Annotated in this window: 14 protein-coding genes; 7 read left to right on the top strand and 7 right to left on the bottom strand. The window is 64.7% G+C overall.

Translation table 11 applies throughout. The features are described from left to right. Positions 1-167 precede the first annotated feature (167 nt). The 3 genes from QX071_RS19515 to QX071_RS19505 form a co-directional block, all read right to left on the bottom strand. Positions 168-545 (bottom strand): helix-turn-helix transcriptional regulator, encoded by a 378-nt coding sequence (locus QX071_RS19515; RefSeq protein WP_315704247.1) that lies wholly within the window; start codon positions 543-545, stop codon positions 168-170. After that, positions 542-1,438, bottom strand: a complete 897-nt coding sequence (locus QX071_RS19510) for a S1C family serine protease (protein ID WP_409977498.1) — start codon at positions 1,436-1,438, stop codon at positions 542-544. The genes QX071_RS19515 and QX071_RS19510 overlap by 4 nt, the downstream gene beginning before the upstream one ends. A gap of 76 nt (positions 1,439-1,514) precedes the next feature. After that, positions 1,515-2,249 carry an aspartate/glutamate racemase family protein gene (locus QX071_RS19505; protein ID WP_315704246.1) on the bottom strand — a complete coding sequence of 245 codons (735 nt, stop codon included), beginning with the start codon at positions 2,247-2,249 and terminating at the stop codon, positions 1,515-1,517. Between the two features lie 163 nt (positions 2,250-2,412). Here QX071_RS19505 and QX071_RS19500 point away from each other — a divergent pair, with 163 nt between their 5' ends. The 7 genes from QX071_RS19500 (at position 2,413) to QX071_RS19470 (ending at position 8,880) form a co-directional block, all read left to right on the top strand. After that, on the top strand, positions 2,413-3,012 hold the full coding sequence (locus QX071_RS19500; RefSeq protein ID WP_315704245.1) for a hypothetical protein: 600 nt from the start codon (positions 2,413-2,415) through the stop codon (positions 3,010-3,012). A gap of 95 nt (positions 3,013-3,107) precedes the next feature. Next, entirely contained in the window at positions 3,108-3,692 is a 585-nt protein-coding gene (locus QX071_RS19495; protein WP_315704244.1) for an NnrU family protein, read from the top strand. A 2-nt stretch (positions 3,693-3,694) separates the two neighbouring features. Further along, entirely contained in the window at positions 3,695-4,519 is an 825-nt protein-coding gene (gene panB, locus QX071_RS19490; protein ID WP_315704243.1) for a 3-methyl-2-oxobutanoate hydroxymethyltransferase, read from the top strand. A gap of 241 nt (positions 4,520-4,760) precedes the next feature. After that, a complete protein-coding gene (locus QX071_RS19485; RefSeq protein WP_315704242.1) occupies positions 4,761-5,414 on the top strand; it encodes a tetratricopeptide repeat protein in 654 nt (217 codons plus the stop codon). Between the two features lie 44 nt (positions 5,415-5,458). Continuing rightward, a complete protein-coding gene (locus tag QX071_RS19480) occupies positions 5,459-5,995 on the top strand; it encodes a hypothetical protein (protein WP_315704241.1) in 537 nt (178 codons plus the stop codon). Between the two features lie 92 nt (positions 5,996-6,087). Beyond that, entirely contained in the window at positions 6,088-7,455 is a 1,368-nt protein-coding gene (gene der / locus QX071_RS19475; RefSeq protein WP_315704303.1) for a ribosome biogenesis GTPase Der, read from the top strand. Positions 7,456-7,659: 204 nt separating this feature from the next. Continuing rightward, positions 7,660-8,880, top strand: a complete 1,221-nt coding sequence (locus QX071_RS19470; RefSeq protein ID WP_315704240.1) for a PLP-dependent aminotransferase family protein — start codon at positions 7,660-7,662, stop codon at positions 8,878-8,880. Positions 8,881-8,926: 46 nt separating this feature from the next. Here the strand turns inward: QX071_RS19470 and QX071_RS19465 are convergent, their stop codons facing one another. The 4 genes from QX071_RS19465 to QX071_RS19450 all read right to left on the bottom strand — a co-directional run bounded on the left by QX071_RS19465 (position 8,927) and on the right by QX071_RS19450 (position 14,872). After that, the gene (locus QX071_RS19465; protein WP_315704239.1) at positions 8,927-10,246 is read right to left on the bottom strand and encodes a cytochrome-c peroxidase; all 1,320 of its coding nucleotides are present in this window, start codon (positions 10,244-10,246) and stop codon (positions 8,927-8,929) included. A gap of 157 nt (positions 10,247-10,403) precedes the next feature. Further along, the gene (locus tag QX071_RS19460; RefSeq protein ID WP_315704238.1) at positions 10,404-12,086 is read right to left on the bottom strand and encodes an alkaline phosphatase family protein; all 1,683 of its coding nucleotides are present in this window, start codon (positions 12,084-12,086) and stop codon (positions 10,404-10,406) included. Positions 12,087-12,366: 280 nt separating this feature from the next. Continuing rightward, a complete protein-coding gene (locus tag QX071_RS19455) occupies positions 12,367-13,593 on the bottom strand; it encodes an ABC transporter substrate-binding protein (RefSeq protein ID WP_315704237.1) in 1,227 nt (408 codons plus the stop codon). Between the two features lie 145 nt (positions 13,594-13,738). Beyond that, positions 13,739-14,872, bottom strand: coding sequence for a hypothetical protein (locus tag QX071_RS19450; protein ID WP_315704236.1), 1,134 nt, complete (start codon positions 14,870-14,872; stop codon positions 13,739-13,741). Positions 14,873-14,874 lie beyond the last annotated feature (2 nt).

The following is a 14,874-nucleotide window of genomic DNA, read 5'->3' as shown; positions in this document are numbered from 1 at the left end:
CAACCGGGAATCCAACGAGCTGTCTCTACCCGCCGCCACTATGACAGTGACACCCGGTCAGATACAGGAATCCATTTCGCGTCATGTTGCGCGGAACGAGCGCGTTCCGCGCGCCCCGGAATGACCAGTGGATGGACCTGCGCTCTACGGAATGACAAGCCGTAGCTCTACAAATTGATGATCCCGTGCCGCGCGGCGTGGGCGACCGCATCGGTGCGGCCGGTGGCGTCGAGCTTGTCCAACAACGAGCCGACGTGGAATTTGGCCGTGTGCACGGAGATGCCGAGCGCGCGGGCGATCTCCTTGTTCGAAGCTCCTTCGGCGAGCAGGGCCAGCACGTCGCGTTCGCGCGCGGTGAGCTGAAAACTGTCGGCGGTACCGTCCTCGGCAGGCTGCGGCGCGACCACGACGACATCGGCAGGCTCGCCCGGCGCCGCCAGGCGCAGGCCGCCGACTTTTCCGAGCAGCGCCGCAAGCCGGTCCGCAAGATCGGGATCGTCGAGATTGATCGCGATGACGATCGGCGGCCTCGTCTCCTCCGTCACGCGGCCGGCCTCTCGCCGATGGTGAGCGCAAAGCGGACCGGCTCGCCGCCGCGCAGGCCCGCCACGTCGACCACGGCACCGACACTGTCGGGGCCAAGTTCGCGCATCAAGGCCCGCATGCTGCTGAAGGACTGATTGTTGAGCGCGGTGAGCACATCGCCCTGGCGCAGGCCGGCGGCCGCCGCCGGGCCGTTCTTGTCGATGCTCATCACCATCGCGCCGATGCCGTCATCGAGCTTCACCGGCTGCAGGCCGACGCCGAGATAGCCGCGCGCGATCCGGCCGTGGGTTTCGAGCCTGCCGGCAACGTGTTCGATCGTGGCCGCAGGGATCACCAGCGTCCGGCGCGGACCCAGCACCGCCATGCCGATGGCCCTGCCATCGGCGCTGAGGACCAAGCCGCCCTCCTGACTGCGGCGCAGGCGGGTGCCGAGCTCGATACGCGCGCTGATCTCGCCGCCGCGCAGGCTGCGCCAGGCGCCGGCCGATTTCGAGACCATCGCGAGCGCCGCGGTTGGCGCACCATCATCAGTTGCGACGACCACCGCAAGCGAGGCAAGCGGCGGCACCGCGTTCTTGAGTCCTGCGGGCGTGAGCGTGCCGGGAAGGCCCGCAGCCTCGAAGCGGAGCAGGGCGACGTCGGTGGTGTGATCGCGGCCCGCGATAGTCGCCGGTCGCGTGCTGCCGTCGGCAAACACCAGCGTAATCTCGCCCTCGTCGGCCAGTGCCTCCTCGGCGGTGACCACAAGGCCGGGCTTCCAGACGAAGCCGGTCGCACGGGAGCGGTGGGAGTGGACGGACACGACCGCGCCAGCGGCTTGTACGACGATGGCGTTGAGGGCTGACGACAGCGAGGTGAGGGCGGACAGATCGGACACGGGCAGATTGGACATGGGCGGCTCCAAACAGGGGTGATCCCAAATGTGGAGCGTCATCCGCGGTTTCGTAACTGCCCGGGTGGGCAGGACCTCAAATCGCTGTGCGGGCCTTGGCCAGGGGGAAGGCGAGATCTCCGTGCTTGGAGGTCTTCAGCCCCAGTCCCACCAGCGCTTCGGCAAAGCGCACTGCCGCGGCGACGCCGTCGATCACGGGAATACCGAGCTCGCCGGACAGCTCCTGCGCAAGATCCGCCATCCCGGCGCAGCCCAACACGATCGCGCCGATGCCGTCGTTATCAAGCGCATCGCGGCATTCGTCGAGCAGAATGCCGCGGACATTGGCCTCCGGCTTGTCGAGATCGAGCACCGCCACATCGACGGCGCGAACCTTGCGGCAACTATGCTCCATGCCGTAGTTGCGCACCAGATGTTCGGCGATGATCTTGGTGCGCGACAGCGTGGTGACGATGCTGAAGCGGGTGGCGACGAAGCTCGCGGCGTGCATGGCCGCCTCCGCAATGCCGAGCACGGGTGCGGCGGAGAGCTCGCGCGCGGCGAGCAGGCCAGGATCGCCGAAGCAGGCGATGACATGGGCGTCGCAGCCGGCCGCATCGCCCTCGGCCACTTCCTTCAACATGCCGATGGTCGCCAGGGCCTCGTCGTAATGTCCCTCGATCGAAGCGGCGCCGAAACGCGCAGTCCGGCCGACGACGCGCGTCGTCGGGCTCGCGCTCGTCTGCGCAGCCTTCGCGATCAGCGCGGTCATCGATTCCGTCATGTTGGGATTGATGATGTTGATCGTGGTCTGGCGTGTGGACGGGCTCATATTTCGTCTTTCGTGAGGTCGCAGTTGCCGTGATCTAACCAAGTTCCGGCGCCAGGGTCGAGTCGGCCGCGCGAGGAGACGGAACGCGCAGACGTGAACGGGATTGGCCTTGTGTCGGCGGGCGCCGCGACCACCTTCTCGTGAGCGATCCCTGGTGTCATCCATGCTGCGTCTTTGCCTGATCCTGCTGCTGCTGGTCCCCGCGATGGCTTCCGCACAGCGGCGCGCTCGCCAGATCAATCCGGTGCCGTTTGCCCACACGCCCTGCAGCGTGCTCGACGAAGGGCCGTGCACGCCGTCCTATTGCGGCGTCTATGGGCCGTGGCCGTGCATACCGGAAATGGACTATCCGTACGGGGAGAATCTGCAGCTCACGGTGCAGAGCGTGCCTGCAAAGGATCAGGCGGCAAAGTATCAGAAGCCCGACCACGATCTCGATAATATCGGCGATCTGTTCGCAGCGCTCAGGTCCTGCTGGACGCCGCCGGCGGCGGATGCCGCGCGCGAGGGCATGCAGATGACGGTGCGCTTCAGCTTCAAGCGCGACGGCGAGATGATCGGCTCACCGCGGCTGACCTACGCGACGTCAGGTGTCTCGGCCGATACGCGCGATACCTATCTGAAGGCGATCAACAGTTCGCTCCAGTCGTGCCTGCCGCTCAAGTTCTCATCCAATCTGGGCGGCGCGCTCGCCGGGCGTCCCATCGCGATCCGCTACGTCGATAATCGCGACCTCGGGAAGACGTCGTCGGAGAAACAGTGACTTGAAGTGCGGACTGCTGCCGACACATTGCGATGCGACCACCAAAAATGATACGGGGGTCTGACTGACGCCAGCACGCAAGAGGGGGATCGATCGTGGGACTTCTGGTGATGGTGGTGGGGCTGGTGCTATTTCTTGGCGCCCATGTGTTCACGGCGCAGCGCGGGGCGCGGGCGCGGTTGATCGCGTCCATGGGCGAAGGGACCTACAAGATCGTCTATTCGCTGGTGGCGCTGGCCGGCCTCGCCTTGATCGTCTGGGGCTTTGCGCATTATCGCGCCGACGAGTTCCAGGCCGTATGGAATCCTCCGAAATTTCTGAAGCATCTCAACATCGCCTTGATGCTGCCGGCGGTGATCCTGGTCGTCGCAGCCTATGTCCGCGGCCGCATCTATAGGGCCGTCAAGCATCCGATGCTGGCAGGCGTGAAGCTATGGGCATTCGGCCATCTGCTCGCCAATGGCGATCTCGGCGGCATCGTTCTGTTCGGTTCGATCCTGGCCTGGGCGGTGTACGATCGCATCTCGCTGAAGCGCCGTGCCGATCCGGGCGCCCCGCCGATTCCTGTCGGCGGCATCGGCAACGATCTGATCGCGGTAGTGGTCGGGATCGTCGCCTATCTGGCGCTAGCCTTCGCCTTCCACCCGGTCGTGCTCGGCATTCCCGTGATGGGGAGCTGACGATGTCGGTCCAATCCACGACCCGGCGCAAGACGGCTCCCGACATCCGGGCCCGCAAGGGCGGCGAGCCGATCGTGATGCTGACCTCCTACCACGCCCACACTGCGGCGGTGGTCGATCGGCATTGTGATGTGATCCTGGTGGGGGATTCGCTCGGCAACGTCATGCATGGCTTCGAGACCACCGTGCCGGTCACGCTCGACATGATGATCCTGCAGGGGAGCGCCGTCATGCGCGGTTCACGCCAGGCGCTGGTCGTGGTGGACATGCCGTTCGGCTCGTATGAGGCCGGTAAAGAGCAGGCGTTCCATTCGGCGGCGCGGATCATGAAGGAGACGCAGTGCGGCGCGGTCAAGCTCGAAGGCGGCGTGCGGATGGCCGAGACGGTGCGGTTTCTCACCGAGCGCGGGATTCCGGTGATGGGGCATATCGGTCTGACACCGCAATCGATCAACACCCTCGGAAGTTTTAAGGCCCAGGGGCGCGAGGCGGACAGCTGGGCCCCGATCGAGAACGATGCGCGCGCAATCGCCGAGGCCGGCGCCTTCTCGATGGTGATCGAGGCGGTCGCCGAGCCGCTGGCGCGCAAGATCACGCAAGACGTCGCTATTCCAACCATCGGTATCGGCGCCAGCGCAGCTTGCGACGGTCAGGTGCTGGTGCTGGAGGACATGCTCGGATTGTCGCCGAAAGTGCCGAAATTCGTTCGCCGCTACGGTAATCTCGGACCCGCCATCGAGGAGGCCGTGGCGGCCTATGCGGCGGATGTCCGCTCGCGCGCCTTTCCGGCCGCCGAACATGTCTACGACATGAAGACCAAGACCTGAGAACCGAGCCCGTTCCACGCGAGGGGATCAGAAGGCAGTTGCGCGAAGCGGTGAGGGCATGATAGCCGCGTTCCGGCGGGAGCGACGCAAAACCGGTATTAAGCTCTTGATTCCGCAAGGCCGGCCTTGCCTCCGCCATATCGGCGCGGTATCGGCGCCACATATCGGGGGCTGGGTGCTCGCCGGCACGTTAATACCGCACGCGAAACACCTCACAGCGGTTATCATGGGACATCGCTAAGTGTCTGAATTTTTTGATGAAGTAAGCGAAGAGGTCCGCCGCGAGCAGCTCAAGCAGCTGTGGGACCGGTATTCGATTTTCATCATTGCGGTGGCGCTCCTGGTCGTCGCCGGCGTCGGCGGCTGGCGCGCTTACCAATATCTCGAGGGGCAGAAGGCCGCCGATGCGGGCGCCGCCTTCAACAAGGCCGTGGAACTTTCTGACCAGAACAAGCACGCCGAGGCGGAAAAGGCGTTCGCCGATCTGGCCGGCAGGGCGCCGTCCGGCTATCGCATGCTGGCCCGTTTCCGCGAGGCTGCCGAGGCCGCGACACGTGACAAGCAGGCGGCGGCCAAGCTCTACGACGAATTGGCGGCCGACCGCAGCATCGGCGGCGAGCAGCAGGCGCTGGCGCGGCTTCGCGCCGCCGGCCTGCTCGTCGATACGGCAAGCTATCAGGACATGAAGCTGCGCCTGGAAGGCGACACCGGGGCTGGCGCACCGTTCCGGCACGCCGCGCGGGAGCTGTTGGCCCTCTCCGCATGGCGCGGCAATGATGCGGCTGCGGCCCGGCAATGGCTGGACATGATCGCGCTCGATGGCGAGACGCCGCCGGCGCTGCGCTCGCGCGCGGAGGCGCTGCAGGCCTTGTTGCCGCCCGTGGCCAAGAGCTGACGACGCCCGACGGCAGGACTTTACGTTTGAACGGGGGACCGACCATGCGCCGCCACCAACGCTTGATTGCCGCCACCATCCTGTTCGCGTTCTCCAGCGTGCTGGGCGGCTGTGCGAGCGGCGGCAGTTTCGACCCGAGCGATCTGCTCGATTTTCTCGACACCAAGAAGAAGCTGCCCGGCGACCGCAAGCCGGTGTTTCCGGAGGGCGTGCCCGGGCTCGAGCAGGGCGTGCCGAAGGAGCTCTACAAGGGCGAGGTCGAAAAGCAGCAGACCGAGGAGCAGCAGCAGGCGGCTCAGCCTGTGCAGCCTCCGCCGGCCGAGGAGCCTAAGGCGAAGAAGGGCAAGAAAGCCAGGCACACCGCTGCCGCGCCGGTCGACCAGCCGCCGCAGGATGGCGAGGCCGCTGCGGTCGAGGAGGGCGCCGCAGGCGTGCCGCCCGCGCCGAAGCCCAAGAAGATCGCCCGCCGCCGCACCACGGCACCGCCCCAGGACGATACAACGGCCGCCCAGCCGCAGCAGCAATCAGGCACGTCCGGTTCATTCCCGGCGCCGATGCCGAGCGGCTCCTTCAGCCGTTAATCCTTTGACCGACTGTTCCGGCGCGTCATTCCAGTCGCTGGCCGATTGAGCTAGAGCTTTCGGCGTAAAGCGCACCAGGGGCGCATTGGATCATCATGTTCACGATTGCCATCATCGGCCGGCCCAATGTCGGCAAATCCACTCTGTTCAACCGCCTGGTCGGACAGAAGCTGGCGCTGGTCGACGACCTGCCGGGGGTGACCCGCGACCGCCGCGAAGGTGAGGCCCGTCTCGGCGACCTCGCCTTCACGGTGATCGACACCGCGGGACTGGACGAGGGTGCCAAGGGCTCGCTGACCGCGCGGATGCAGGAGCAGACGGAGACCGCGATCGAGCTTGCCGACGCTCTGTTCTTCGTGATCGACGCCCGCGTCGGCCTGACCCCGACCGACCGCGCCTTCGCCGATTTCGCCCGCCGCGCCAACAAGCCGGTGCTGCTGCTCGCCAACAAGAGCGAGGGCAAGCACGGCGAAGCCGGCGCGATGGAGTCCTATGCGCTCGGCCTCGGCGATCCCATCCAGATCTCGGCGGAGCATGGCGAAGGCATGGGCGAGCTCTATGACGCCGTGAGCCAGCTCGTGCCTCCTGCGTCTGATGAGGACGAGCACGAGGAGACCGACGAGGAGCGCGCGCAGCGGCCGATCCGGGTCGCCATCGTCGGCCGTCCCAACGCCGGCAAGTCCACCCTGATCAATCATCTGCTCGGCGAGGAGCGGCTGCTCACCAGTCCCGAGGCCGGCACCACGCGCGATTCCATCGCCGTCGAGATCGACTGGAAGGGCCGCGGCTTCCGCATCTACGACACGGCCGGACTGAGGCGCCGTGCGCGGATCGAGGAAAAGCTGGAGAAGCTGTCGGTAGCGGACGCGCTGCGCGCGGTGCGCTTTGCCGAGGTGGTGGTCCTGATGATGGACGCGCAGAACCGCTTCGAGGAGCAGGATTTGCGCATCGCCGATCTGATCGAGCGCGAGGGCCGCGCGCTGGTGATTGCGGTCAACAAATGGGACCTGATGGACGGCAAGCCCGGCCAGATCTCGGCGCTGCGCGCCGATGCCGATCATTGGCTGCCGCAGGTCGCAGGCGCTCCGATCGTTGCAGTCTCCGGCCTGATGGGTGAGGGCATCGACCGGCTGATGGAGGCGATCGTCCGCGCCTATGCGGTCTGGAACAAGCGCGTGCCGACCTCGGCGCTCAATCGCTGGTTCGAGCAGGCGATCGCGGCCAGTCCACCGCCGGCGGTCTCGGGCCGGCGGCTGAAGCTCAACTACATCACGCAGACCAAGGCGCGGCCGCCGAGCTTCGTGCTGTTCTGCTCGCGGGCGGACGCGATCCCGCAATCCTATCTGCGCTACCTCACCAATTCGCTGCGCGACACGTTCGATCTGCCTGGCACCCCGGTTCGCATCACCTTGCGCGAGAAGGCCAATCCGTTTGCGCACAAGCGCAAGCGACCCTCGTAAAGCGCGCTCGGCTCTTTAAGCACGAGCAGCTCGAGCGCACACAGCCGTAAGACCCTGGCCCGTGATCTGACGCCGCCCCCTCGCTGTCGTCCGAGGATCTGCGGCATAACAATTCAACTTTTGATTGAATTTTGAGTCTTGCGTCTCGCCGAAAATAGGTCAATTATACTGACATAAACTCTCAAAGCTCCTCGGGGTGGAATCATGTCCAGCTGGCAACCGATCTACGCGCGCCGCGCCGAGCGCATGAAGGCATCGGAAATTCGTGAGCTGCTCAAGCTGCTCGAACGACCTGGGGTGATTTCCTTCGCCGGCGGGATTCCCGATCCCGCACTGTTTCCTGCAGCAGCGGCGACGCAAGCCTATGGCGAGGTTCTCGCCGACCAGGCCGGCGCATCGGCGGCGCTGCAATATTCGGTCAGCGAGGGCTACGCTCCGCTTCGCGAATGGATTGCCGGTCACATGGCTGGGCGCGGCGTCCCAGCGTCGGCCGACAACATCCTCATCACGTCGGGTTCGCAACAGGCGCTGGACTTCCTCGGCAAGCTGCTGCTCACCCCCGGCGATACGGCGCTGGTCACCGCTCCGACCTATCTCGGCGCGCTACAGGCTTTCTCGGCCTACGAGCCGCGCTACGACGTGATCCGCCCGCACGCCTCCAACCGGACGCCGGCGTCCTATGCCGACGAGGCCGCGAAAGCGACGTCGGGCGCGCGCGTCAAGTTTGCCTATGTCGTGCCCGACTTCGCCAACCCCACCGGAGATACGCTCTCGCTGGCCGCGCGCGGCGACATCCTGGACCTGGCCGCCGAGCTCGACGTGCCGGTGCTCGAAGACAGCGCCTATTCGGCGCTGCGGCTCGAAGGGGACGAGCTCCCGGCGCTGCAGGCCATCGATGCCGGCCGCAGCGGCTCGCTGGACCGCTCGCGGGTGATCTATCTCGGGACGTTCTCGAAGACCGTCGCGCCCGGCCTCCGCGTCGGTTGGGTTTGCGCATCGCGCGCTATCATCGGCCGTCTCGTGCTCATCAAGCAGGCGAGCGACCTGAACGTATCGGCCATCAATCAGATGGTGATGCACAGGCTGGTCGAAGGCGGCCGGCACGCCGAGTTGATCGCGACGGCGCGCGCGCATTACCGGCGCAAGCGCGACGCCATGCTGGGATCACTCGAGGCCGAGATGCCGTCGGGCGTGAGCTGGACCAGGCCGGAGGGCGGCCTGTTCGTGTGGGCGACCTTGCCGGAATCCATGTCCGGTGCGGCGTTATTGGAGCGGGCCGTCGAGGAGGCCAAGGTGGCGTTCGTCCCGGGTGCGGCTTTCTTTCACGACGGCAGCGGAGCGAACACGATCCGGCTGTCCTATTCGCTGCCGCAGGAACCGACGATCGCGGAGGGCATCGGCCGGCTCGCGGCCCTGCTGCGCTGATGGCGAGAGGTGACACCAGCGATCAGGGGATGATCAGGCGGGCCGCTCAAGGCTTCGGCTGATAGCCGTCGGTCAACGTGTTCAGGAAGGCGATGATGTCGGCTTCGTCCTGCGCGGTTATCGCTGGACTCTCCCCCGCTTTGCGGTCGAACGGCGGATCGGTCACGTCGACATTGGCTCGGTACTTCGCGGGTAGGTCGTCGTATTTCTGCACGGTGCCATCGGCCGCGCGCGGATAGACCTTCTCAGGATTGGTGTCGCGGAAATTATAGAAATCGAGCACCTGCTGCAGAGTACGGAAGACGCCGTTGTGGAAGAATGCGCGGCGGGTCGCCGCGTTGCGCAAGGTCGGGGTCTGGAACATGCCGCAATATTGCGTCTGGTCGGCGATGTCGGTGCGCTGCGGACCGCAGGCGCCCAAATCAAAATGGCTTGGATCATGGTTGTCGGCCAGCGCTGCATTGCGCGGCGCGCCGAGTGCCTCGTACTGATGGTCGGTGAAGAGAGGAGGCAGCCCGTCGCGGGTAGGGCTGGAAGGATGGCAGCCGGCGCAATTGGCCTTGTCGGGATCGTTGAACAATTGCAGGCCGCGCAGTTCGCTCGCGCTCAGCTGCGCCTTGCCCTCCAGCCAGTAGTCGAACTTGCTGCTGTAGGGATGAAAGCTCGGCTCTTCGAGCTGATAGCGGGCGACAGCGAACATCGCCTCCGAGACCAGCAGTCGGGGATTGTTGAAGATGTTGGCGCCGAACAGGCCGATGAAGCTCTCCACATAGGGCGCGTGGCGCAGCTTGCCGGCGACGGTTTCGATGCTGCCACCGTCCATCTCGCGCCGGTCGAGCAGGGGAAACAGCGCCTGATCCTGCAGCGTGTCAGCGCGTCCGTCCCAGAACAGGCCGCCTTGCGGCACGATGTTCGCCGCCGAAGCTGCACTCTGCGTCGCGATCTTCTTCGCGCGCGGGGCTTGTTGTGCGATCGCAGCCATCTGCGCCAGGTCGACGAGGTTCTCGTCGTCGCCCTTATCGGGGCCGATGCTGAAATTCGGCTGACGCTCGAGATAGGTCAGCGATGGGACCGCGCGCGCGCCTTGTTGCGACAGGGTCGAGCCGCCGAGCATGACCGGCTCGTCAGTAGGTGGGCCATAAGCGTGATCCGCACTGTGACAGGACGCGCATGACAGCGCCCCCGACGACGACAACGAGGCGTCGTTGAAGATCTGCCGGCCGAGCTGCGCCATCGCGGAGAGCGGGGCAGTGTGCGGACGGACGAGGTGGATCGGGTTCGGATTGGCTCCAGGAACTCCCTGCGCCTCGAGCGCGGAGACAGCGCCGGCCATGCAGAGCAGGCCGGCGCCGAGGAGCCACGACATGTGAACGTTCATATGTCTGTTCTGATCGCTTAGAGCATGATCCGGAGAAGTGGAAACCGGTTTTCCCTCGCGACAAACGCCATAGGCGTTTGCGCGGAGATCATGCTCAATCAAAGAGATGAGATCATGATGCGGTTCGTTCTAATCGCATCATGATCTAGTGGTGATGGCCTTCGGGCACGCTCACGATGACGGTGCCCGCAGTCGGATCGAGAAACAGTTTGTTCGCCTCATCGTCGTGATCATGTTCGAAGTCGAACAGGTCCATGATCGATCCGGCGCTGGCGTCGAACGAGCCGCGGCCCAGGCGCTGGCCGTGCAACCAGTTGTCCTCGATGAAGCGCACCACGGAAGCCTGCGAGATGCGCGTGTGGCTGACGTAGTTCTGCTTGGCGTAGGGCGAGATCACGATGAACGGAACCCGCGTGCCCGGACCGCAGCGGCCGTTGACGGGCGTGCCGTTGAGGCCCTTGGGCTGAGGCTGGGTGGCAGCACCGGTGCCGCACAGGCCGGCGCCGTTGACCTGATCGGCGCTGGAGTCGTAGGAGGCGCTGGTCGGCGTCGCATAGGCGTGGTCGTACCAGCCGTCGGAGTCGTCATAGGTCACGATGACCGCGGTCTCCTTCCAGTCCGGACGCTGCTGCAGGAAGTTGATCAGCTCGACGTTGCCGGCCTGCTCGTCGAGCGGGTCGGAATTGCCGGGATGACCGTCCTGATAGGCCGGCATCTTGATGTAGGAAACGGCGGGGAAATTGCCGGCCGAGACCGCGGCGTAGAAGTCCTCGAGGTCATAGGCGTGATTGGCCGGATCGACGGTTTTGCCGTCGGCCTTGTACGTGTGTCCAATTGCGCTAAGCGAGCTCGGCCGCGCATGGGTCGGGTTAGCCGTCGACTTGTAATACTGGAACCAGGCGTGGTGGGGGATATAGTCGGTGATGGTGCTGGCCACGTTGCTCGAATAGGTGCTGCGCGCGCAGCCGGTCGTGCCGTTGGTGTTGGTCAGAGAGAGGTTGAAGCCGCCCATGAAGCTGCCCCAGCTGATCTTCGCATCGTTGAGCAGGTCGCCGATGTTCTGTCCCGACATCAAGACCGTGCTCGTCGTGCTCGAGCAGGAATCATAGGCGGGATCGGTGTCGCCGATCAGCGTCAGGCCGCCCTGGCCGTCTGCGATCGATGATGACGAGCCGACGATGTTCTGCGCACCGTTGGTCTGACCGGAGATCACGTTGATCGCGCCGGGCGTCGACGGGCCGTAGGTGTCAGTATAGGCGGCGTCGTTCATCGCGAAGTTCTGAGCGTAATTCCAGAATGCCGTGACGGTGTTGCCGTCGAAATAGCCCATCACCTGGCCGTTGGTGCCGAAGGCACCGGCACCGCCGGCGGTGCCGCGGCCCGTGAATTTCGGGAACAGGTCAGCCTTGCCGTTGTCGTAGGCCTGCTGCTCGGGCGTGTAGGCGTGGTTCTGGGAACGGGTGTTGGCCTGGGTGCGGTCGAGGCGGAACGGGTCTGTCGCGCCGGTGCCGTTGGCCGTGTTGGTCGAGTTCGGGTTGTTGACCAGGAGATTGGCGTTGGCGAGGTTGTTCACCTTCGGCGTATGCGGCTTGGCCTTGAAGGGAATTTCTCCGGCCGGATTGCCGGCGTTCGGATAGGTCGCGAAATAATGGTCGAAGGAACGGTTCTCGTTGAAGATGATCACGAGATGCTTGATCGGTGTCGCGGTGTCTCCGTCATGTGCATGCTGATGGCCCCGTTCGTCCTGATCCGCGGAGACAGGAGCGGTGCATGCAATCGTGATGGCGAGCGCAGAAACTGCGACCGTGGAAAGAAGTCTGATTTTCATTCGGCTGGCCCAAAAAGAACGTGTGCTGTCGCGCTGCGGCATTTAGTCGCGGTAGGTGACAGCGATGTGTCGTTCTCGTGAGCGCGCGCGCCTCCACGGCACCGGTCAGTAACTATCTCTTGATCACAGGCGCTTCTCCTTCGCATGACTCTCAGCGATCGCGCTGCGGATGCGTGATGCGCGAGGAGAAACAGCGGCGAGGTTCGCAACACGCGAACCTCGCCGATGGCTCAAAAGTTTCCGGTCCGACACAGGCGAAACATACAGAAATTATGCGCCGTCATTTCTTCACCAGCGGACAGTCACTTGCTTCCAGCGGCTTGGCGGCATCTTCCGGCGCAATCGTTGCTATCAGCTTGTAGTAGTCCCAAGGGTACTTCGATTCCTCGGGCTTCTTGACCTCGAACAGATAGGCCGGGATCAGGCGGCGGCCATCGGCGCGCAGCGGGCCCTTGCCGAACAGCGGATCGTCGGTCGGGATCTCCTTCATCTTGGCGACCACCTTGGCGCCGTCATGCGGATTGCCGCCAAGCGCCTCCAACGCCTTCAGGTAATGCAGCACGGCGGCGTAATTGCCGGCGACCGTCATCGAGGGCATCGTATGCTTGGGCGACGCCTCCATGAAGCGCTTCGACCAGGCGCGGGTCTTGTCGTTCAGGTCCCAATAGAAGGACTCGGTAAAGGTGAGGCCCTGCGCGACTTTGAGGCCGAGTGCATGCACGTCGGTGACGAACAGCAGCAGCGCCGCGAGCCTCTGGCCGCCCTGGACGATGCCGAATTCGGCAGCCTGCTTGATCGCATTGGTGGTGTCGCCGCCGGCATTGGCGAGCCCGACGACCTTGGCCTTCGACGACTGCGCCTGCAGCAGGAAGGAGGAGAAGTCGGACGAGTTGATCGGATGCTTGACGCTGCCGAGCACCTTGCCGCCGTTCGCCGTGACGACTGCGGTGGTGTCGCGCTCCAGTGCCGCACCGAAGGCGTAATCCGCAGTGAGGAAGAACCAGGTATCGCCGCCGGCTTTGGTCAGCGCCTTGCCGGTGCCGTTGGCGAGCATGTAGGTGTCGTAGGTGAAGGAGACGGTGTTGGCGTTGCAAGCCTTGCCGGTGAGGTCTGCGGTTGCGGCGCCGGAATTGAGCAGGATCGCGTTCTTCTCCTTGACCAGATTGGAGACGGCGAGCGCGACGCCGGAGTTCGGCGTATCGGCGATGGCGTCGACCTTCTGGCTGTCGATCCACTGCCTTGCGATGTTGACGCCGACATCAGGCTTGTTCTGGTGGTCGCCGCTTATGACCTCGATGGTCCAGCCCTTGGCCTTGAGGCCGGAATCCTCCACTGCCATGTTGACTGCGGCCACCGAATTGGGACCGCCGATATCGGCGTAGAGGCTCGACATGTCGTTGAGCACGCCGATCTTGACGGTCTTGTCGTCGGCGGAAGCGTGACCAGCAAAGCCGAGCGTGGTGGCTGCGAGCAGCATCGCGAGCCGCCGCGCATAGGTCGTCGTCATTGTATCCTCCCTGGTGTTGTGTCCAGCGCGGCCCTCTTGAGCGGGGCTTTTGCTGATCTTCGTTCGATAGCTCCTCTTGCGTGCGGCAGCAATGCGCAAAAAGGCGCGGGGCCGCGTCCACGATCCGGCTCCTGCATTTTTAGGTTTATCGGAGCGCGTCCGAGGTCAATCTGAATTTCTGGATGCGTTTTCCGGTGTCCACCTCGGCGGTATAAACGTTGCCGAGCTTGTCCACGGCCATCGCGTGCACCCAGTGAAACTGGCCTGCGCTGCGGCCGTTATGACCGAAGCTGCCGACCACGTTGCCGTTATTGCGATCGATGATGCGGATCTCGTTGTTCTCGCCATCGGCCGAGAGCAAGTAGCTCTGCTTCGGATCGGGCCAGATCGCGAGGTCCCACACCGCGCCGTTGCCGAGCGTGTTCTTCTCGAAGAACCATTCCTTGACGAAGGTGCCGTCCTTCTTGAACACCTGGATACGGTCATTGATGCGGTCGCAGACATAGACCAGCCCGTCACCCGCGATCTTCACGCAATGGACGGGGTTGCCGAACTGCTGCGCGACCGGCGCTTTCGGATCGTAGGGCGGCTGCTTGGCGTCGTCAGGCACGTGGCCATAGGCGCCCCAGTGCCGCTTGTAGGTCAGTGTCGTCGCGTCGAACACGATCACCCGGCGATTGCCGTAGCCGTCGGCGATGTAGATTTCGTTGGCATCCTTGTCGATCGCGGTCTCAGCCGGCTTGCCGAGTTGCGTCGTGTCATTGGAGCCCTTGCTCGGCGCGATGCTGCCAATCTGCCCGACATATTTCCCGTCGAGGGTGAATTTCAGGATCGCGTTGTCGTTGTCTGCATTGCCGCCGATCCAGACGAAGCCGCGCTCGTCGACCTCGATGCCGTGCTCGCGCCCGACCCATTCGTAGCCGTCGCCCGGACCGCCCCAGGCGCGGAGCAGATTGCCGTCGACATCGAATTCGAGCACGGCCGGCGCCGGGATGCAGCATCTGGAGCGGGGCGGCGTCAGCGTCGCGCCTTTCTCGTCGTCTGTCAGCGAGCGCGGCCGATGGATCATCCAGATATGGCCCTGCCAGTCGACGGTGATGCCGCCGACCTGGCCGATGATCCAGTTGTTGGGGAGCTGCTTGGGCCAGGACGGGTCGACGGCGAAGGTCGGAATCTCGCCGGCCCCGGCAAAACGCGGAAGCAGGATGAGGAAGGCTGCAACCACCAGCGGAACGAACCGGGCGACAATGCTCGCGAGTTCGCGCAAGGCGCGCGTCATGG

Source organism: Bradyrhizobium sp. SZCCHNS1022, assembly GCF_032484835.1.
In the GTDB taxonomy this organism is placed as follows: Bacteria; Pseudomonadota; Alphaproteobacteria; order Rhizobiales; family Xanthobacteraceae; genus Bradyrhizobium.
Note: the sequence above shows the minus strand (reverse complement) of the source record. Positions and strands in the feature narration are given on the sequence as shown.

Coding starts and splice junctions, on each gene's coding strand:
- panB (WP_315704243.1), top strand. CDS start 3,695: ATGTCGGTCCAATCCACGACCCGGCGCAAGACGGCTCCCGACATCCGG.
- QX071_RS19470 (WP_315704240.1), top strand. CDS start 7,660: ATGTCCAGCTGGCAACCGATCTACGCGCGCCGCGCCGAGCGCATGAAG.
- QX071_RS19450 (WP_315704236.1), bottom strand. CDS start 14,872: ATGACGCGCGCCTTGCGCGAACTCGCGAGCATTGTCGCCCGGTTCGTT.
- QX071_RS19480 (WP_315704241.1), top strand. CDS start 5,459: ATGCGCCGCCACCAACGCTTGATTGCCGCCACCATCCTGTTCGCGTTC.
- QX071_RS19510 (WP_409977498.1), bottom strand. CDS start 1,438: ATGTCCAATCTGCCCGTGTCCGATCTGTCCGCCCTCACCTCGCTGTCG.
- QX071_RS19500 (WP_315704245.1), top strand. CDS start 2,413: ATGCTGCGTCTTTGCCTGATCCTGCTGCTGCTGGTCCCCGCGATGGCT.
- QX071_RS19505 (WP_315704246.1), bottom strand. CDS start 2,249: ATGAGCCCGTCCACACGCCAGACCACGATCAACATCATCAATCCCAAC.
- QX071_RS19455 (WP_315704237.1), bottom strand. CDS start 13,593: ATGACGACGACCTATGCGCGGCGGCTCGCGATGCTGCTCGCAGCCACC.
- QX071_RS19460 (WP_315704238.1), bottom strand. CDS start 12,086: ATGAAAATCAGACTTCTTTCCACGGTCGCAGTTTCTGCGCTCGCCATC.
- QX071_RS19465 (WP_315704239.1), bottom strand. CDS start 10,246: ATGTCGTGGCTCCTCGGCGCCGGCCTGCTCTGCATGGCCGGCGCTGTC.